Consider the following 20,921-nt stretch of genomic DNA (forward strand, 5'->3'; position numbering starts at 1 on the left):
TTGTCCTCTACTCGTTCAGTTGTAGCAGCCGATATTAACCAGGTCTACCTCGCTAACACCACTGGTTTTCGCATTTATCGTGAAACGCTTTCGCATTTTCGTGCGCCGCTTCACTGAAGAAGATCATATGTGGTATGGCAATTAAATCAACATCTTCCAAAGCCTGCAAATAATTCCTCCGAATCACTATCTATCCATAGGTTACGAATCGTACCAACCACCTCATTTTCTTTGGCAATCCAGGTGGTAATTTCGCTCGTTCCATCCTTTACAAAGCCTCTAACTACACCTTTTACAATCAAAAAAAGGAATTTATTACGGGTCCAACCGGAGAAACTAAAAATTTATTCTTTTTGTAACTTACAGGAAAAGTGTGTTGATTGATGCGTTTTTCAATTTCAATGTTTAAAGGATGAAATTTTTTGAAAATTGAGACCACAGGAGAAAAATTATTATATTTCTTCCATCTATCTTCATCAGATAAGTTGACTGCGAGCATATGAATACGGTTGGGACAGACAAATTCTGCGTTTTAAGCAGAATAACAATGTAATGATAAGAAGATAGAATTGAAAAAAGAAGTTTTTTTTGACATTTCTCAATTTTTTCGGCATTACAATATCTTTTCTACCCCTAGGCCAAACAAGGCGAAATCATATTTCACAGGATCAGAAGGATCAAATTGTTTCAAATTTTCGGTGAGTTCAACCGCCGTTAGCCAGTCAGTTTGCTTTCGGTTAATCAATCCCAACAAACGCCCTACCCTATCCACATGCACATCGCATGGGCAAATCAAATCCTTTGGTTTAAGCGTATCCCAAATGCCAAAATCTACACCATTATCATCTGCCCTAACCATCCACCTTAAAAACATATTTAGGCGTTTACAGGTCGATTTTTGCTTTGGCGAAGAAATGTGCTTTTTAGTGCGGTGCGGAAAATCCTCCAAGGAGAAAAAATAGGCCCTGAAGTGATTTAAAGCCTGCTCAATTGTGAAAGTTAATGTTCCGGATAAGCCAACTTCTGAAGCGTATTCAGTTTCACTTCCAATGGATGAAACTGTTAAATATTCTGATAAATAAGTATCTTGCTGAGGCACGAATGCCTGCTCCAAACTATCAAAATGCTGGTAATGCTGTTTAAAAAATGAAATAAAATAGAGTAAATCAGTATCGTTAAAAGTACGGTGTTTAAAATTTAGCAACCGTTTTAAATCATCATCTATATGGTTAACCACAAAATCATAAGGAGCATTATCCATGCGGTTAAGCAATTCCTTACACTTGTTGATGATGGTTTTACGCTGCCCCCACGCCAAAACAGCAGCAAAAAAACCTGCAATTTCAATATCCTGCTTTTTATCAAAAAGATGTGGAATACAAACGGGATCATTTGCTATAAAATCTGGTCGGTTGTACTGATCAACTTTACTATCCAAAAAATTTTTCAGCTCTAAAAATTGCATTGTTAGTTTTGATTAGACGTGAATTTCTTCCTTCTCCTTAGCTGTAATTTGGAACAAATTGAATAGCCTGATATCATTTTGAAGGTTCAATAAAAATTACGTCATTTCGACTGAAACGCAGTGGAGCGGAAAGATCTACCTAAATAAAGATTCCTCAACTTCGTTATACTCCAATCGAAATGACGGCAATTTATTACACTTAGCCTAAGCCAATGCGCGTTCCAGATCTTCCAAAAGATCATCAATATCCTCTACCCCAACGCTTAAACGTAAAAGGTTATCGGTAACGCCTACTTTCTCTCTTTCTTCCTTAGGAATTGAGCCATGAGTCATTGTTGCAGGGTGATTGATTAAGGATTCTACCCCACCTAAAGATTCGGCAAGGGTGAATACCTTAAAATTAGATGAAATTCTGAATGTTTCTTCCAAATCTGCACCTTTTAAGGTAATTGAGATCATTCCTCCAAAACCACGCATTTGTTTTTTAGCAATATCATGGTTAGGATGGTCTTCAAAACCTGGCCAATAGATTTTATCAACCTTTGGATGAGTTTTTAAATAACGGGCAATGCGCTCACCGTTTTCGCAATGCGCTTTCATTCTTAAATGAAGCGTTTTAATCCCCCTTAACACCAAAAATGCATCTTGCGGACCAGGGGTTGCACCACAGGCATTGTAAATAAACCAAAGGTCTTTATACAATTGCTCATCATTTGTTACCAATGCCCCCATCACTACATCAGAGTGACCACCAATATACTTCGTTACCGAATGCATCACAATATCTGCACCTAAATCTATAGGGTTTTGCAGGTATGGTGAAGCAAAAGTATTATCAACTGTAAGAATTAAGTTTTTCTCTTTTGTAATTTTTGCCACACCTTCAATATCTATAATTTGCATTGTTGGGTTTGTAGGGGTTTCAATCCATACCAACTTCGTTTTATCATTGATATAAGGCAACATATTTTCTGGCTTCGAAAGATCCAGAAAATGGAATTTGATGCCATATTTGGTGTAAATTTTTGTAAAAATACGATAAGATCCCCCATAAAGGTCGTTTCCGGTAATAACCTCATCGCCAGGCTGCAATAGTTTTAATACGGCATCAGTTGCACCCATTCCACTCGAAAAAGCCAAACCATATCTGGCATTTTCCAAAGCAGCTAAACAGTCTTCCAAAGCTTTACGTGTCGGATTTGTTCCCCTCGAATATTCATATCCTTTGTTATCGCCGGGAGATTTTTGCCAATAAGTAGAAGTTTGGTAAATCGGTGTCATTACAGCACCAGTTGTTGGATCAGGCTCTTGACCTGCATGTATAGCTTTGGTTGCGAATTTCATTTTTTTTCAGATTTAAGATGCGAGACTTAAGATGTAAGATGAGATCCATTCTCAAATCTAACCTCTCAAATCTCATGTCTAATTAATATAGCTTCTAGCGAACAATACCCTTTGGATTGAAGGCTTGCCTGAATAAATACATACCCCATCTTCCAGTTTATTATCTAAAGGAATACAACGTATGGTTGCTTTTGTTTCTTCTTTTATTTTTTGTTCTGTTTCTGGTGTTCCATCCCAGTGCGCTGAGATAAAACCTGCTTTGGTATCTAAAAGTTCTTGGAACTCTTCGTAACTATTGGCCTCAGTTATATGTTCATCGCGATAAGCCAGTGCCTTGTTAAACATACTTTGCTGAATATCTTCCAATAATTTGATGATGTAGATATCCAATCCTTCCTGAGGTACAGTTTGTTTTAATTTGGTATCTCTACGGGCAATTTCTACCGTTTTATTTTCTAAATCCCTACCGCCAATGGCAATACGGATTGGCACACCTTTCAATTCATAATCAGCAAACTTAAAACCAGGTCGCTGTGTATCTCTGTCATCATATTTAACAGAAACGCCAATTCCCTTTAACCGCATGGTTAACTCATTTACATAAGTAGAAATTTTGGCAAGATCCTCGTCACTTTTATAAATAGGAACAATTACAACCTGGATCGGTGCCAATTTTGGTGGAATAATTAAACCGGAATCGTCACTGTGTGCCATAATTAAAGCACCCATTAACCGGGTAGAAACACCCCATGATGAAGCCCAAACGTGATCGAGTTTTCCATCTTTACCAGTAAATTTAACGTCAAATGCTTTAGCAAAATTCTGGCCCAAAAAGTGAGAAGTACCTGCCTGTAAAGCTTTACCATCCTGCATCAAAGCTTCAATACAATAAGTATCTAACGCACCCGCAAACCTTTCATTTGGCGATTTACGCCCCCTGATTACAGGAACTGCCAACCAGTTTTCGGCAAAATCGGCATAAATGTGCAACATGCGTTCCGTTTCTTCAATCGCTTCCTGTGCAGTAGCATGTGCAGTATGACCCTCTTGCCATAAAAATTCTGCAGTACGTAAAAACAACCTCGTACGCATTTCCCATCTTACCACATTGGCCCATTGATTAATCAATATCGGCAAATCGCGGTAAGACTGGATCCATCCTTTATAAGTATTCCATATAATTGTTTCTGAAGTAGGACGAACGATTAACTCCTCTTCCAATTTGGCAGTTTCATCAACCACAATGTTCCCGTTACCGTCATTTTTTAGGCGATAATGTGTTACAACGGCACATTCTGTCGCAAAGCCCTCAACATGAGAAGCTTCCTTAGAGAAAAATGACTTTGGGATGAATAATGGAAAATAAGCGTTTTGGTGGCCGGTATCCTTAAACATTTTATCTAAAACAGCCTGCATTTTTTCCCATATGGCATAACCATTTGGCTTTATAACCATGCAACCACGTACAGCAGAGTGCTCTGCCAAATCTGCTTTTAATACAATATCATTATACCACTGGGAATAATCTGCTTCTCTGCTTGTAATTTCTTTGCTCATGTTATGTATTTGGAACGTAATTTGTGTGTTAAAAAGTGTAAAATTCGCTGGCAAATTTATAAATTTATGCCTACAAAATATTAAGAAATTAATATCTATTATTTTTGCTCATTTTTGACTAAATTACCAGTTAAGAATTATTTACTATTAAACTTGTTTATTCATTCGTGAACACACACAACTAAATATAAACACAATGAAACCAATTAAATTTTTACCCATTGTTATGATTGCTGCCGCTGGGTTGGTGGCATCATGCTCAACATCAAAATTGGCTCAAACTAAGCCGGCAGATGATGTTTATAATTCTGTTGCCAAGGCGCGGGAAGTTGAGGTTGCTTTACCTCCTCAAAATCAACAGGCACAAAATCAAAATCGCGGTCAGGAAGAGTACGATGAATATTATGGAACCAGTAATCCTTATTACGATATGGATTATTCTTCAAGGATAAACCGTTTTTACAATGGTTACAGTTTCCAAAGTTATTACGATCCTTATTTCGATAATTATTACTCTGGCAGCAGCTATGGCCCGTCTAACTATCTTGGTTATGGCCTGGGTTGGAGCAGTGGATACGGTTTAGGTGGCTGGGGCGGAGGTTTCGGTTACAGTAACATTTGGAGCAATCCATTCTATTATGGCAACTTTGGCTACGGATGGAATAATCCTTATGGATGGAACTCTTGGGGACCAAACTCTTATTACGACCGTTATGGTTGGGGCGGTGGATACTACGGCGGTGGCTGGGGTATTGGCGGCGGATACTATGGTGGCGGCGGTGTGTATACCAACAGAGGTTACAACAGACCAAGACCAGGTAGTGATGACAGAGGTACACCAAGATATGGAAACGGTAATGGCGGCAATGTAGGCAGACCGAGCAGATCTGGTGTTGGTAATCCAAACGGTGGAGTATCTTATGCACCAAATAATAATGCTGGCCGACCAGCAAGAAATCAGGGTGGCGTTTACACACAAGGTCAAGGTAACCAAAGTGGCAGGCCAACCAGAAATGATAATTATTCACCTCAAGGTACACAAGGCAGCAGACCAACCAGAAACGAAAATTATACACCACAACAACCAGCCAGAACTGAAAGCAGACCATCTTATTCACCTCCACCATCAAATGGCGGCGGCGGTGGCTCTAATGGCGGCGGAGGCGGCGGCGGTGGTTCTAGACCATCAAGAGCTGGCAGAGGTTAATTATAAAATCTAAACACACAAATGAAAAAAATCATCCTTGCTTCTCTAGTAGCTACAGTAGCTACTATGGGAACAACATATGCCCAAAGTTATGCACCCGATGCATTCCGTTTCTCACAAACCAATTATGGAAGCTCTTCACGATTTAAAGGAATGGGCGGCGCACAAATCGGTGTTGGAGGCGATATTGGTTCAATCAATGCCAATCCGGCCGGATTGGGTTTATTTACCAAATCTGAATTCAGCATCACCCCTGAATTTAATTCCGTTTCGAACAATAGTGCATATTTAGGCAATAATATTAAAGCGAATAAAAGCCAGATTAACCTGAACAATATTGGCGTAGTATTTTATAGTCCTGCTGCAAAAATGAAAGGATCTGATGTAGACAAAGGTTTAGTAAGTACCGTTTTCGGTTTAAGCTATACCCGCAACAATGATTTTTTAAATAATATCAGCTATAATGGTACAAATACCAATAGTTCGATCAGGGATTCATATGTTGATCAAGCAAATAATAACGGAATTGAAAACTCTATTGCTGGCGATGCTTTTAATAGCTACTTGATTAATAAAAACGCTCCTAATTTTCCGAACGGATATTCAGCTGAACCATACCAAAATGCAACCTTTAAACAAAATTGGGACGAAGCCCGTTTAGGCTCTACTTCAGAATTTAACGTTGCAGGTGCTCTTAACTTTGGCAATAAGGTATATATTGGTGCAACCGCCAGTTTTGTTAATGTAAAATATACAAGTGATGCTACATTTACCGAATCTGGGATTTTAAATTCATTTGATGACGATCCAAAGGTAAATGGTTATACAGGAAATGAGAATTACAATTTAACCCATTATAGAAATCAAGAAACAAAAGGTGGAGGATTCAATCTAAAATTAGGTATGATTTTTAGACCCGTAAGCGAGTTAAGGATTGGATTAAATTTCCAGACACCAACTTGGATGAATATCGAAGATAACACAAGCGAAACTTTGGTTGCTAGTACCGCAGGGAATTCAACAAACGCCCCTTCTAATTCAAACAACCCTACAAAATACTATGGCTTTAATTACAATTTACGCACGCCGTTAAAAGCTTCGGCCGGTATTAGCTATATTATTGCAGGCACAGCACTTATATCTGCAGATATAGATTACGTAGATTATTCTTCAATGCGTTTTTCTGATGTAGATGGATATGATATGAATATCATAAATGATAACAACGCATATATTAAACAAACTTACAAAGAAGCAATTAATTATAGAGTTGGTGCAGAAGTAAAAGCTACTAACGAATTAAGTCTAAGGGTTGGTTATGGTGTAAATGGAAATGGTGATAAGGGGCGGGATAATAAGTTTTTCCAAGGTCAATATTATACTGGTGGTATTGGATACCGAATAGATAACTATTATTTTGACTTAGCTTATCAAAATTATCAAACAAATTTCGAATCAAAGCCCTATCTTCTAAATGACTACACTGAGCCTACAGCTGATGTGAAAAGCAATAGGAACAATGTATTTTTAACCTTCGGTGTAAGATTCTAATCATTGTTACCCATAAAAAAGTCCGATTCTCTATCTAGAATCGGGCTTTTTTTTTACATTGGATTATCCTATCCTCGTCCGGCTCTTGGTGGATTTCCTCCTGTATCCCCACTCCCTGGCCTTGGAGTATTAGGGTCAGCTGGTCTAGGAGGATGTTAGTATGGTTTCTGGAAGTGAGGCGTATGAAGTTGCACTGACTATTTACAGTACTGCAAAAATTGCTGGAGCCTCTAATTATCCCGGTGCACAGGCGGTTGTAGAAGATTTAGCCAAGCGTTATCCGAATTCAAGGAGAAAGCAAGCTCCTCTTTAAACAAAATAACTATGATGGCCAATTCGAGACCAAGGATTAAGATCTATGTTATGAAGAATGCCTCATTAGATTCTAATATATAGCTGAGCTCATCATGTTAATCTCCTATAAAATTTAATATTAGTTGATAGACTAAAACATGCCCCCCTTTTATATGCCTAAGCTTAAATTACTCTTATAAGATTGGTTGTATAAAGCTCACGAACAGGGTAAATGACGGCATTAATTGGATTTATAACTCGCAAGATGCTTTAATATTGACCATTAACGGAGCGGAAGTGATATACATAGGCGTAAATTAAATCAAAAATGGAGCACATCACAATGATGATGGTGTACTTTACGCCAATAATGGAGTGAAATGATTCAATAACTGAGTTCTGCACAACCTAAATGGCTTTCATTGCGCCATGAGTCTACAACAGTGCTCCATCAGGTATCTAAATATAGCTTCAATAGGTTATATAACAGCTTTTTTGGGAGTTATGAATATGGCTTCCTGAAGTTATTCTTTAAAAAACAAAGAAATAAGACTGAAAATATCAGTGATGTGAGCAATTAACATATTTATAGCGCAAATAACGCTGTTAATTGACTTAAAAGGATGCTGATATATTAGTTGCTTCTTTTTAAACGTATTACTATTTAATTCGAATTAAAAAATCTATTATGAATTTATTAGAAAGCATTTCTAACATTCTGAAACTTTTAACCCCTTTTGTCACGTTAATTGTAGCAATTCTCACTTCAAAGGTTTTAAAAAAAATACCGTTCAATAAAGGTATTAATAGCCTTAGAATAATTAAAGAGTTTGAATACTTATATGAAAAATGTGATGCCGATTTCAAAAATATTTTTTTAAATGTAGAATTGAAGGAAGCTTATTTTTATGCCCATACTAAAATCCGTGCAACTGGAGAATATGTTGAAAAGTATATCCGCTTTAAAAATAAGGTTGGTAGAAATTGCAACTGGGATATAATTAGAATTATAAATTCTTTTTTAGATACATCAGGTGAAGAAATAACAATTAAGATTCACAAGTATCAAATTATTTGGGGTAAGCTTTTAATAATTATAGGTGTAGCACTCTATTTTTCAGCCTTTATCTTCTATTATTATTATGCAAATTTTTATGAATTAACTAAACTCAAAGATTTTATATTAATTGCATTTGTTTTTCTAATATTAATGTCATTTGGATTTGTATGTATCTATCAATCAATACCTTTTTCTTTAGCAAATAAAATAAAAAAAAGATTGGAACTTTTTGATCGTAATCAAAGCCAAAATAATTAGTGAATACACTTTCCAGATCAAAGCCTTTTCAAAAACTAGCGCAATTGATCTTGTTCAATATAGAAATGTTAAAGTAACTTATAAAAAGGCCCACCCTTTTTTTGCCAAAACATCCAGTTTCTTTTCTGTTTCAGCATCTTTAATTAATTCTGGTGCATGGTGGGGCTTTTTCCGTGCATCAATGATCAAAGATCCTTTGCAACCCCAGTGCTTATTGATTGTAAAATCATTAATACCATAAATATCTGCTGCCGGATTGCTTCTTGTAAAAGCTACCCAAACAAGGTTATCAACAGTAGCAGCCGTAAACTTGGCATCATCAGCCAATATTATTAAAGGCAATCCTGACAAATCCTGATCAATCAACGCCATATTTAGCAAAGCAATTTCAGCCGCAGTTTTTTCAGGATTTAAATATTTATTACTTTCTAAAACAAGTACACCAGGCATGGCGATTTCAGGCTGATAAAACCCATCACTCAATTTCAATCCATCAGGAATTTTATTCCAAAGTTCACGCTTTTTATCGCCTGCGGCAGCTATTACAACTTTTGATCCGCTGTTTAATCCGTCGCCACTATAATCAAGCGTATCAATTGTGGTATTGGTATAAAAATGAACATCACGGGTTAAGTCGATCCGTGTTAGAATATGTTGAATAAAATCTTCAATATGATGGGTATTCAATTGTTGATCATCTTCCTTGGCTGCAATAAACAGGTATTTGGCCAAACTCAATTGGTTTTTGCCCAAAATATGATTCGCGATAGTTAAAATTTCCTGCGGTCTTCTTTCCTTTAAATAGGGCGTGTAACGCTCGCTACCAATGGCAAAAAGCAAAGGATGTACACCTGCGGCGTCAACAGCATGAACTTCTTTTAAACCATGTATTTCTTGTGGTATTGCCGAACCTGTAATTTCGTGAATTAAAGCACCGAAACTGGTATCCTCTTGCGGTGGCCTGCCTACTACGGTAAACGACCAGATGGCATCCTTTTTATGATACACATTATGCACTTTCATCAAAGGAAACGGATGCGTTAGGCTATAATACCCTAAATGATCACCGAATGGACCTTCTGGCTTATTTTCATTTGGATAAACAGTGCCCGTAATGATAAAATCTGCATCTGCAGAGATACAAAAACCTTCATCATCATAAAAGTAACGGAATCTTCTATCTCCCAGGGCTCCCGCAAAAGTCATTTCAGAAAGGCCTTCAGGCAAAGGCATAACAGCTGCTAAAGGGTGTGAAGGTGGGCCGCCGACAAAAATACTTACTTTTAAAGGTAAGCCTAAGGCATTGGCTTTTGATTGATGCACGCCTATACCCCTATGAATTTGGTAATGCAAGCCAATCTCTTTATCCTGAATATAATCGTTTCCACCCAATTGAATGCGGTACATGCCCAAATTGGCATTTAAAACGCCAGGTTTATCTACATCCTCAGTGTATACCTGCGGCATGGTTACAAAAGGGCCACCATCCATAGGCCAGTTTACAATTTGCGGCAACTGACTGATGGTCGTTTTTAAAAATTTGTTTTTTGCAGAGGGTGTTTTAAGTGGCAGCGCCGAAAGGGCCGACATTGCCGTACCTGCATATTTGAAAGGATTCTTCAAAGCCTTCATCGGATCGTTTCGGAGCGAAACCAATTGTTGTACTTTTGGTAAAGTATCCCTAAAAATAAATTTTGAACGTTCTAAGGTACCAAACAGGTTAGAAACTGCCGGAAAAGGACTTCCTTTTACTTTTTCGAATAATATTGCAGGCCCCTTATTTTCATAAACCCTTAAATGGATGGCTGCCATTTCTAAATAGGGATCTACTTCTTCTTTTATTCTGATTAAATGACCGTGCTTTTCAAGATCGGATACACATTCTGCTAAACTTTTGTATGCCATGCCCAAAGATAAATAATTAGATTTTCTGAGAAACAAAAAAGCCCTATATAAGCAGATTTTACAATAATGCTACTTATTTAGGGCTTTCAATAAGATAAGTTGATTCTATTTTTTTCCTGCAAAAGAGCGTAACATCCAGGTGTTTTTCTCTTTAAATTGCATAAAGCGGTTTACCATATCATTCGAACCGTCGTCTCCGGCAGCATCAGTTGCATCTAAAAGTTCTCTTTCCAATTCAATCAATGTAGCCATATCGTCTAAAATTGCATCAACCATATCAAGGTCTTTAAGGCCAATAGTATCAATTTCTTTAATTTTAGATTCTTTAATGTAATCCGCAAAACGGCTATGTGGTGGTTTACCTAAAGTTAAAACCCGTTCGGCAATTTCATCAATGGTTAACTGCGCATTGGTATATAATTCTTCAAACTTTACGTGAAGTGTAAAAAAGTTTTGCCCTTTAATATTCCAATGGCAACCTCTCAGTTTTTGGTAATGGATGTGGTAATTAGCCAGGTAATCGTTTAAAAGATCAACAACTGGTTTAACTTCTTTTTCGTTTAAGCTTATTTCTTTAGCGTCCATTTTGTTATTATTTATGGTGTATTTTAGTGTCTACCTAACAACCCAAATTTATAAAAGTTTTATCCAATTTTGTCTTTTGAACAATACGTTATTTATTAGATCGTTTAATATTCAATATTACAGGGAATAACAATTTTATAAACATTTGTTAATGAATAGCATACCAACATCAGCTTAATAAAGTCATCTTATTTTTACCCAAAAACGAGAAGCATAACATAGGCTGATTAACAATATTATTCGTATAATTGCTCCCTTTGACTTAAAAATTTACATAAAATAAATGCATAAAATATATTTATCTGCTGTGGTGTTATTTGCTTTAAACATTGCAAATGCCAAAGCCAGTACAGCAAGAGACTCTATCGGTGTAGAAAATAATAAAGGCAAAAAACTGATTGTTCACCAAACCGTTGCAAAGGATACTTATTATTCCATCGGACGGAGATATAATGTTGCCCCTAAAGACATTATGGCCTTTAACGATAATAAGTACCTTCAGGTTGGTATAATTATTAAAGTACCAACAAATATTCCTTTTACTGCAACAGGATCAACCGCTACTGCACAAACTCCAGGTGCTGCTACCGGCAATGTGATTGAACATACCATTAAGGCAAAGGAAAATTTAAATATGCTGGCCGAAAAATATGGCACAACCATAAACGAGATTAAAGCTTTAAATAACCTAAGCGGAAATAATTTAAGCATTGGTCAGGTATTGAAAATTCCTGTAAAAAATGGAGAACAAATTGCTACAACTGCTCCTGTAACGCCGCCACCAGTTAAAAACAATACAGAAACTCCACAAACCAACACAACATCTGCTGATCAAACCATGATTGAGCATACTGTTGCACCAAAAGAGTTTTTAGGTAAAATTGCCGAGAAATATGGTACTACCGTAGAGGAAGTGAAAAAAGCCAATAACCTTTCGGGAAATAATCTCCGTATAGGGCAGAAACTTAAAATTCCGGCAACTAAAAATATCAATGATAATAAGGTTGTAACAGCAACTGCTGAAGAAAAACCAGTTCAGGAAAATAAACCTACTGATGCATCAGGAACACATACTGTGCTCAGGAATGAAACCATTTTCACCATTGCCAAACAATATGGCATTACTGCTTATCAGATCAGAAAACTAAACGACCTTCCTGATAATGCGATCACAATTGGACAGGTTTTAAAAGTTCCGGGAGGAATTGTTGCCGAAGTTCAGGTTCCGGTAGAGAAACAGGCAGAAACAAAAGTTAAAGAAACACCAGTAGCAAAAGAAGAAAGTTTTATCCATACAGTAGCTACCGGAGAAAATATTTTTTCAATTGCAAAAAAATATAACCTAACTGCTTTTCAGATCAGGACAGCTAATAAATTGGAGGATAATAATATCAAAGTTGATCAGAAACTGATTATCCCGAAACCACCACAACCAAAGTCGGTTAATGATGCTTCGAAAGAAGATCAGGAGAATGAACCGGACAGTACCATGGTAAAAGATCCCAAACTGCGTCGCGATCCGAGCGTTTATGGCTTGAGTCAGATCGAGGAAAAAGGTACCGCCGTATGGATTGCCGATCAGGATCTTGATGGCACAAAAATGCTGGTTTTACACCGCACAGCACCTGTAGGGAGGGTAATTAAGATTACTAACCCAATGACAAACCGCACTACCTTTGCAAAGGTTGTTGGTAAATTTACAGAGAACGAATCCACAAAAGATGTTATTATTGTAATGACTAAAGCAGTAGCAGATTCTCTGGGCGCTTTAGATAAACGTTTTTTCTGCAATTTAACTTATAGTGCTCAATGAGTTCGAACAAAAAGCCTTTCATAATTGGCATTGCCGGTGGTAGCGGATCGGGTAAAACTTTTTTCTTAAACTGCTTTCTTCATCATTTTAAACAAGATGAAGTAACGCTTGTATCACAGGATGATTATTACATTCCGGCTGGCGACATGACCCAGGAAGAAAATAAGCTCTACAATTTTGATCTGCCATCAACCATTGATAGCGAACAGTTTTTAAGAGACATAAAGCAATTAATGAGCGGTGAGGTTGTTTATAAAAAGGAATACAATTTTAACAATCCATTAGCTGTAGTTAAAATACTCGAAATTAAATCCGCACCAATAATTATTGTTGAAGGTCTTTTTATTCTTCACTTTAAAGAAATAGCTGCGCTTTTGGATCATACAATATTTGTTGATGCAGATGAACAGGTTGCTTTAGACCGGCGCATTAAACGCGATGGACTGGAACGCGGTTATCCCGAAGAAGATGTATTGTATAAATGGCACAACCATGTTGTACCCGCTTATAAAGAATACCTACTTCCCTACCGCGAAGCATGCAACAAAGTGGTGATGAACAACACCAACGAACCAGATGAAATTATCGCCATTACTGAAGATATTTCGAACGATTTAAGGAATAGTATTTTAGTAGATATACATTAAAATGAAAGAAGTCAAGTTTTTAAAACTTGACTTCTTTTTTTCCTAAACAATCGTCATTCCAACTTGATTGGAAATTATAACGCTCTTATAGGTTTACAGAATCCATTTAGATTCATTCCTTCGAGAGAGTGAAGATCATCTTCGTCTGCCTGATTTGTATCCCCACAAACCACCACTTAATCTAACTTCATTTCAGGTATCTTCCCCCTTCGCTATTACCGTGGTTTGTGTCCCCACAAACCACCACACTTAATCTAACTTCATCTCTGGGATCTCCCCTTCCACTACCAATCTCCCCGCAGTAGATTTTTGTATAAACTCGATACTCACACCAGGGGCACGCTCCAAAAGTTTAAAACCACCTTCGGGTAAAACATCTAAAACAGCCAGCTCAGTCACAATTTTTTTGATACACTTTACGCCCGTTAATGGCAATGTACATTTCGGCAACAATTTGCTTTCGCCTGCTTTATTAATATGCTGCATGGCTACAATAATATTTTTGGCCGATGCCACCAAATACCATTGCTCCTCCATTCCTTTAACCATTTTACCAGGAATTTTCCAGTTGGCAATATCGCCATTTTCCGAAACCTCCATGGCACCAAGAATAGTTAAATCTACTTTCTGCGAACGGATCATCCCGAAACTCATCGCTGAATCAAAAATAGATGATCCGGGTAATGTGGTAATGGTTTGTTTGCCGGCATTAATTAAGTCGGCATCCTCTTCTCCCTCAAATGGGAATGGCCCCATACCGAGTAAACCGTTTTCTGATTGTAACACTACGTTAATGCCCTTTGGAATATAATTGGCAACCAAAGTGGGTATACCAATGCCAAGGTTAACATAGTATCCGTCTTTTATTTCTTTAGCAATACGCTGAGCGATCTCTTCTTTTGAAAACATAAAAATTGTAAATAATTGAATGTTGGATGATGGAATAACTGATTTTTTTAATGACTGAATGTTCGAAGCTGCTACTAAATTTCAGACGAGTCACTGCCTCTTCCTCACCGTTCGTTGTTCAATTCTTTTTTCGTAATCCTTACCCTGAAAAATTCGATGCACATAAATACCCGGTGTATGAATGTAATCAGGATCAAGTTCACCAGCCGCTACCAATTCTTCAACTTCGGCAATGGTTATTTTACCAGCCATGGCCATTACAGGATTAAAATTCCGACTTGTTGATCGGAAGATTAAATTTCCTGCTGTATCCCCTTTCCATGCTTTAACAATTGCAAAGTCAGCATCGAAGGCATATTCCATTAAATAATCTTTACCATCGAAATTACGCACCTCTTTGCCTTCTGCCACTTCAGTACCCACGCCTGCGGGAGTAAATATAGCAGGCATACCATAGCCCGCAGCCAAACATCTGGTGGCCAAAGTACCTTGCGGAATAAGATCTACCTCAAGCTCGCCGCTAAGCAGTTGCCTTTCAAACTCCGCGTTTTCGCCCACGTAAGAAGATATCATCTTTTTAACCTGACGCTGTTTAAGCATTAAACCGATCCCAAAATCATCTACCCCGGCATTATTTGAAATACAGGTTAAATTTTTCACCTGTTTGGTTACCAAAGCATTTATACAATTTTCCGGAATACCACAAAGGCCGAAACCACCGAGCATGATGGTAGCACCATCTGATATATCTTTGATGGCTTCTTCAGCACCAGATACCACTTTATTTATCATTTTATGAATTTTTGGTTAGTTCGCTAAATTACAAATTGCCTTCATAAATGATGCATTTATAATTTTTAAATCCAATAGGAATACTAATCAATTGGAATTAATCTAAATAACCATTATATTTGTGCTGCAATGATTTACGAGAGAGAAGATAGCCTATTCACATTACCCACCGATCCTGAGTTTCAAAAAGGAATGGGTTTTATTTTCAGCTGCACTGCTGAGCACAAAAAATGTTGTGAGAAATTTAAAAAAGGTAAGCGTTGTAAAAAATGCCCGGGCAATAAAAAGAAATAAGCTTATTTCGAAATTTCAATAATTTTATCGTCACTTCCATTACTGGTGCAGATATAAATTTTTCCTTCAGGAGATTGGCATACAGCCCTTATCCTTCCATACGTATTCACATAAAAATCTTTTGTAGCTGTAATTTTTGTTTGTGCCTCATCTAGTTTTAGCTGCATCAATTTGGTACCTTTTAGTACCGCCAACAAAAGCGAATTTTTAAATTGCGGTATATAATCAGAATTGTAATATGTTAATCCACTCGGTGCAATGGTTGGTGTCCAATTGATTAAAGGTTCTGCTACCTTATTCAGGCTGCAAAAAGATTGTTCGTTACTTTCATTGCAAAAACCCTTGATGTTCGGCCATCCATAATTTCTCCCTTTTTCGATAATATTAATTTCATCATCAGAATCCGGTCCATGTTCAGAAGAAAATATTTTGCCACCCACCTGAACTAATCCCTGCGCATTACGATGCCCTAAACTCAAAACCGGATTATTGGGAAAAGGATTATCAGCCGGGATTGATCCATCTAAATTTATCCTCAGAATTTTACCAGCCAGCGAATTTAAATTTTGAGGGTTGGCCGTATCAGAGGCATCGCCAGTACTGATAAACAGTTTACCGCCACTTATTAATAAACGTGATCCATTATGGATGGAAGCTGCCGGAATCTGATCCAGTAAAGTCTGTGCACCTGTTAAATTGCCACTACTATAAGTATACCGCACTACTTTAGCTTTGTAGGTGCTTCCGTAACCATAAATTACATAAACGTATGGGTTTGAAGAGAAATCGGGATGGAGTGCCATCCCTAACAAACCGCCTTCGCCATTCGTACGTACTTCGCTTATGTTAAGTAATGGCGTAACCTGACCAGTTGAAGGATTTAAGCGACTAATTTTGCCGGCCTTTTCTGTAAACCAGATAAAGTTATCAGGACCATAAACCATTTCCCATGGTAAACTTAAACCAGAAACTAAAACCTTTGATTTTAACGTTACATCAGGTAGTGTTCCTGGATCTTCATTACCATCATTATCATTCTTTTTGCAAGTTGTGGCAACCATTACCACAAAAAGACAGAGTAAGATTTTTTTCATAACCGTAACGTTTTAAAAATAACACAGTTACGGCCAAAAAAGTTTTATTATTTATCGCTCGCTCCGTCATTTCGAGCGAAGCAAAGCGCAGCCGAGAAATCTTTTTAAGTTGCTTCAAGCTTATCCAAAGATTTCTCCACTACGGTCGAAATGACGATTACAGGTGAATTCGTCACACTTACTAATATTCAAGGTATTTCGCCACATACCTTCATCCTCGCGCAGGCGGGGATCTTAACACACCAGTATTATATCACGATCCTTATCAAATCGAATAACAATTTATCGCTCGCTCCGTCATTTCGAGCGAAGCAAGCGCAGCCGAGAAATCTTTTAAAGATGCGTCAAGCCTATCCAAAGATTTCTCCTCTTCGGTCGAAATGACGGTTGGATAGGAATTCGCCACACGCCGTCATCCTCGCGCAGGCGGGGATCTTAAGACACCAGTATTATTCAAGATTCCCTGTCAAATCGAATAACAATTTTCATCGCCCTCTCCGTCATTTCGAGCGAAGCAAAGCGCAGCCGAGAAATCTTTTAAGGTTTATTTAAGACTATTCAAAGATTTCTCCACTACGGTCGAAATGACGATTGAGATGGGGATTCGCCCCGCTATCGTCATCCTCAGACATTACTCGAGTATTTCACCTCCTTACCGTAATCCTCGCGCAGGCGGGGATCTTCACACACCAGTATATATCAAGATTCCCAATCAAATCGAATAACAATTTTCATCGCTCGCTCCGTCATTTCGAGCGAAGCAAAGCGCAGCCGAGAAATCTTTTAAGTTTATTTAAACCTATCCAAAGATTTCTCCACTACGGTCGAAATGACGATCACGTGAATTCGCCCCCACTACCGTCATCCTCGCGCAGGCGGGGATCTTAACACACCAGTATTATTCAAGATTCCATGTCAAATCGAATAACAATTCTCATCGCCCGCTCCGTCATTTCGAGCGAAGCAAAGCGCAGCCGAGAAATCTTTTAAGGTTGATTTAAGACTATCCAAAGATTACTCCACTACGGTCGAAATGACGGTTGGATAGGAATTCGCCCAAGCCGTCATCCTCGCGCAGGCGGGGATCTTAACACTCCAGTATTATATTAAGATTCCCTGTCAAATCAAATAACGATTTTCATCGCCCGCTCCGTCATTTCGAGCGAAGCAAGCGCAGCCGAGAAATCTTTTAAAGATGCGTCAAGCCTATCCAAAGATTTCTCCTCTTCGGTCGAAATGACGGTGGATAGGAATTCACCTCCATACCGCCATCCTCGAGCATGCAGGGATCTCTAACACTCCAGTATTATATTAAGATTCACTATCAAATCGAATAATAATTTTCATCGCCCGCTCCGTCATTTCGAGCGAAAGCAAAGCGCAGCCGAGAAATCTTTTTAATTTGCTTTAAGCTTAGCCAAAGATTTCTCCACTACGGTCGAAATGACGGTGGATAGGAATTCACCTCCTTACCTTCATCCGCGCGCAGGCGGGATCTTAACACACCAGTATTATATCAAGATTCTTATCAAATCGAATAACAATTTTCATCGCCCGCTCCGTCATTTCGAGCGAAGCAAAGCGCAACCGAGAAATCTTTTAAAGATGCGTCAAGACTATCCAAAGATTTCTCCACTACGGTCGAAATGACGGTTAGATGGGAATTCGCCACACGCCGTCATCCTCGCTCATGCGGGGATCTTAAAGCTATTAGACTTGTGCTTGTGTCGAATGTTTCCATTCGACACGAGATTAATACTTTTTTATCAATTCAAATATACATAGGTAATTCCATCCCCGCCTCTATCTGCATGCTCATCTTCCATCCGGTTTACCTGACTATACTTCCGCAGATATTCTCGAATCATTTTCCGCAGTATGCCATCGCCTTTTCCATGTATTAATTTAATTGATGGAAAGCCAAGCATAATGGCTTTATCCAGGTATTTTTCTACCTCATGCAAGGCATCCTCTGTACGCTTTCCACGAAGATCCAATTCTGCTCTGAAGCCAGAAACTGCATCATTCATGCGCCCGGCAAAAGAGTTTGCGCTGCTTTGAATTACTTTTTTTGCCTCCTTATTGCTTACTTTTTGCACACGGTTCTTTTTAACCGTCGATCGTAAATCGCCAATAGCTAAAATCAGTTCATTGCGGTTAATTTCTAAAACTTGCCCAATGGTTTCGCTATCAGTAAACTTTACTAAATCGCCAACCTCAATCTCTCCGCCAACAACAACTTGTACTGGTTTAGGCCGTTCTTTTGGAACAGTATTTTTTACCAATTCCTTTTGCAAATTCTGGCGGAGTTCTTTAGTAACCTCTTTATCGGCCTGTTTCTCTTTAATTTCAGCAATGGTATTCTCAACCAGTTTATTGGCATTTTTAATGATATTCTGTGCTTCCTGTTTTGCCTCTTTAATCAGTATTTTTCTGTTTTCCTCTAAAAAGCTTTTTAACTTTTCATTCTCAGCAACCAGGTTTTTGGCCTTATTCTGCTGATTGGCTAAACTCACTTTGGCATCATAAACATTTTTCTTTTCACGTTCCAAATCAACAAGCATGGTATCTACCCTATTTTGGTTAGACCCTGTTTTCTCTCTGGCCAATTGAATCACCTCTTTGGGCAAACCAATATTCTGGGCAATTTCAAACGCATAAGAACTACCAGGTTTGCCCATTTCTAAAATGTAAAGCGGTTTCATTTTTGCGTTATCGAAAAGCATAGATGCATTTTCCAAACCTGGTGTATTGCCTGCAAAAAGCTTTAAGTTAGAATAGTGGGTCGTAATTACACCCCTAACTTTTTTATTGTTCAATACCTCTAAAACAGCTTCAGCCATTGGTCCGCCAAATTGCGGGTCGGTACCAGTTCCAAACTCATCAATCAGTACCATCGTTTTTGGCGAAGCGTGCTCCACAAAATAGCGCATCTTTTTAAGGTGCGCACTATAAGTACTTAAATCACTTTCTATCGACTGATCATCACCAATATCTGCAAAAATATTTTCAAAAATCCCCACTTCACTATTGGCATCAACGGGTATTAACAAACCGGTTTGCAGCATAATCTGTAACAATCCAACAGTTTTCATACAAACTGATTTACCACCGGCATTCGGACCAGATACCAATACTACACGTGTTTCGGCATCAATATGAATATTTAAAGGAGTAACACTTTTCTTTTCAGCAGCAAATGATATCGATAAAAGCGGGTGCCTTGCATTGATTAATTTTGTTTTAGGTTCTTTTAACAAACCTGGCATTTCTGCCTCAATATCTAACGCAAACAACGCCTTTGCACGAACAAAATCCAACTTGGTAAGGAAACCATGATAAGAAAGCAATAATGGCGAATATGGTCGTAAGTCATCTGTTAAAGCAATTAAAATCTTGATTATCTCACGTCTTTTATCAAATTCTAAATCGCGCAGTTTATTATTTAAGGTAAAAACTTCTTCTGGCTCAATATAAACCGTTTGCCCGGTTGCAGATTCATCATGAACAAAACCTTTGAGCTTGCGTTTATTTTCTGCCAAAACCGGGATACACATTCTACCATCGCGAATGGTTAAACTACCATCAGCAACCCAATTATTTGCAATAGCTTGCTTGTAGATCGAATCCATGCGCTTACGCACATCCTGCTCTGCTTTTGAAATGGCTGAAGTAATTTCCTGCAGTTCTTTTGAAGCATTGGGCTTTATCTTTCCTTTGGCATCAATTACGGTTTCAATTTTACGAAGGATATTTTTTTCAATCGGTAAATGTTCAAATAAAGCTTCGAGCGTTGGGTAAACCTCTGCGCGTTCTTCAAAAAACCGAAGTACGGAGAAAACGGTATGCAGTGAAGTATAAACCTGAAACCACTCGTCTTCCAACAGATAAGTACCTTCTACCCTGATCTTTTCGACCAGCGATTTAATATCAAAAAAAGTATTAATTTGTAACGGCTCCTGATTTTGCAGGATACGCTTAAATTCGTTTGTTTGGCGTAAAAATTTATCAATTTGATCAAAACGGTTCATCACCTGCATCTTTTCCACCATCGTTTGTCCCATTGGGCTCAAACAATGTTTGCTGATCAGTTGCCTGATCTCCACAAAACCTAAACGTTCTAAACAGTTTTCGGGATATAACATA

Annotated in this window: 14 protein-coding genes; 5 read left to right on the plus strand and 9 right to left on the minus strand. The window is 38.1% G+C overall.

Annotated elements, in window-relative coordinates; all coding sequences use genetic code 11:
- Window positions 1–613: 613 nt before the first annotated feature.
- The 3 genes from AC0IWE_RS02805 to proS form a co-directional block, all read right to left on the minus strand.
- Window positions 614–1,465 carry a TIGR02757 family protein gene (locus AC0IWE_RS02805; RefSeq protein WP_471791827.1) on the minus strand — a complete coding sequence of 284 codons (852 nt, stop codon included), beginning with the start codon at window positions 1,463–1,465 and terminating at the stop codon, window positions 614–616.
- A 204-nt stretch (window positions 1,466–1,669) separates the two neighbouring features.
- Complete coding sequence (locus tag AC0IWE_RS02810) at window positions 1,670–2,809, minus strand: cystathionine gamma-synthase (RefSeq protein ID WP_471791828.1); 1,140 nt, start codon at window positions 2,807–2,809, stop codon at window positions 1,670–1,672.
- A 78-nt stretch (window positions 2,810–2,887) separates the two neighbouring features.
- Entirely contained in the window at window positions 2,888–4,366 is a 1,479-nt protein-coding gene (gene proS, locus AC0IWE_RS02815) for a proline--tRNA ligase (protein WP_471791829.1), read from the minus strand.
- A gap of 196 nt (window positions 4,367–4,562) precedes the next feature.
- On the opposite strand from proS, the gene AC0IWE_RS02820 reads away from it, so the two are divergent.
- The 3 genes from AC0IWE_RS02820 to AC0IWE_RS02830 all read left to right on the plus strand — a co-directional run bounded on the left by AC0IWE_RS02820 (window position 4,563) and on the right by AC0IWE_RS02830 (window position 8,736).
- Window positions 4,563–5,573: a hypothetical protein gene (locus tag AC0IWE_RS02820; RefSeq protein WP_055911508.1), complete on the plus strand. Its 1,011-nt coding sequence runs from the start codon at window positions 4,563–4,565 to the stop codon at window positions 5,571–5,573.
- Between the two features lie 21 nt (window positions 5,574–5,594).
- Window positions 5,595–7,124: an OmpP1/FadL family transporter gene (locus AC0IWE_RS02825; protein ID WP_471791830.1), complete on the plus strand. Its 1,530-nt coding sequence runs from the start codon at window positions 5,595–5,597 to the stop codon at window positions 7,122–7,124.
- Between the two features lie 982 nt (window positions 7,125–8,106).
- A complete protein-coding gene (locus AC0IWE_RS02830) occupies window positions 8,107–8,736 on the plus strand; it encodes a hypothetical protein (protein WP_471791831.1) in 630 nt (209 codons plus the stop codon).
- 78 nt (window positions 8,737–8,814) lie between these two features.
- Here the strand turns inward: AC0IWE_RS02830 and AC0IWE_RS02835 are convergent, their stop codons facing one another.
- Entirely contained in the window at window positions 8,815–10,641 is a 1,827-nt protein-coding gene (locus tag AC0IWE_RS02835) for a UbiD family decarboxylase (protein ID WP_471791832.1), read from the minus strand.
- 105 nt (window positions 10,642–10,746) lie between these two features.
- Complete coding sequence (locus AC0IWE_RS02840; RefSeq protein WP_471791833.1) at window positions 10,747–11,226, minus strand: Dps family protein; 480 nt, start codon at window positions 11,224–11,226, stop codon at window positions 10,747–10,749.
- A 283-nt stretch (window positions 11,227–11,509) separates the two neighbouring features.
- On the opposite strand from AC0IWE_RS02840, the gene AC0IWE_RS02845 reads away from it, so the two are divergent.
- Together AC0IWE_RS02845 and AC0IWE_RS02850 are read left to right on the plus strand one after the other, a co-directional pair.
- Window positions 11,510–13,039 carry a muramidase family protein gene (locus tag AC0IWE_RS02845; RefSeq protein WP_471791834.1) on the plus strand — a complete coding sequence of 510 codons (1,530 nt, stop codon included), beginning with the start codon at window positions 11,510–11,512 and terminating at the stop codon, window positions 13,037–13,039.
- Entirely contained in the window at window positions 13,036–13,686 is a 651-nt protein-coding gene (locus AC0IWE_RS02850) for a uridine kinase family protein (RefSeq protein ID WP_055911527.1), read from the plus strand. Before AC0IWE_RS02845 ends, AC0IWE_RS02850 begins: the two co-directional genes overlap by 4 nt.
- Before the next feature lie 249 nt (window positions 13,687–13,935).
- On the opposite strand, the gene AC0IWE_RS02855 is transcribed toward AC0IWE_RS02850, so the two are convergent.
- The 4 genes from AC0IWE_RS02855 to AC0IWE_RS02870 form a co-directional block, all read right to left on the minus strand.
- On the minus strand, window positions 13,936–14,595 hold the full coding sequence (locus AC0IWE_RS02855) for a 3-oxoacid CoA-transferase subunit B (RefSeq protein WP_471791835.1): 660 nt from the start codon (window positions 14,593–14,595) through the stop codon (window positions 13,936–13,938).
- A 90-nt stretch (window positions 14,596–14,685) separates the two neighbouring features.
- The gene (locus AC0IWE_RS02860) at window positions 14,686–15,387 is read right to left on the minus strand and encodes a CoA transferase subunit A (protein WP_471791836.1); all 702 of its coding nucleotides are present in this window, start codon (window positions 15,385–15,387) and stop codon (window positions 14,686–14,688) included.
- Between the two features lie 296 nt (window positions 15,388–15,683).
- Complete coding sequence (locus tag AC0IWE_RS02865; protein ID WP_471791837.1) at window positions 15,684–16,775, minus strand: PQQ-dependent sugar dehydrogenase; 1,092 nt, start codon at window positions 16,773–16,775, stop codon at window positions 15,684–15,686.
- A 1,766-nt stretch (window positions 16,776–18,541) separates the two neighbouring features.
- Entirely contained in the window at window positions 18,542–20,920 is a 2,379-nt protein-coding gene (locus AC0IWE_RS02870) for an endonuclease MutS2 (RefSeq protein ID WP_471791838.1), read from the minus strand.
- Window position 20,921: the final 1 nt, after the last annotated feature.

The organism is Pedobacter sp. AC402 (assembly GCF_979252805.1).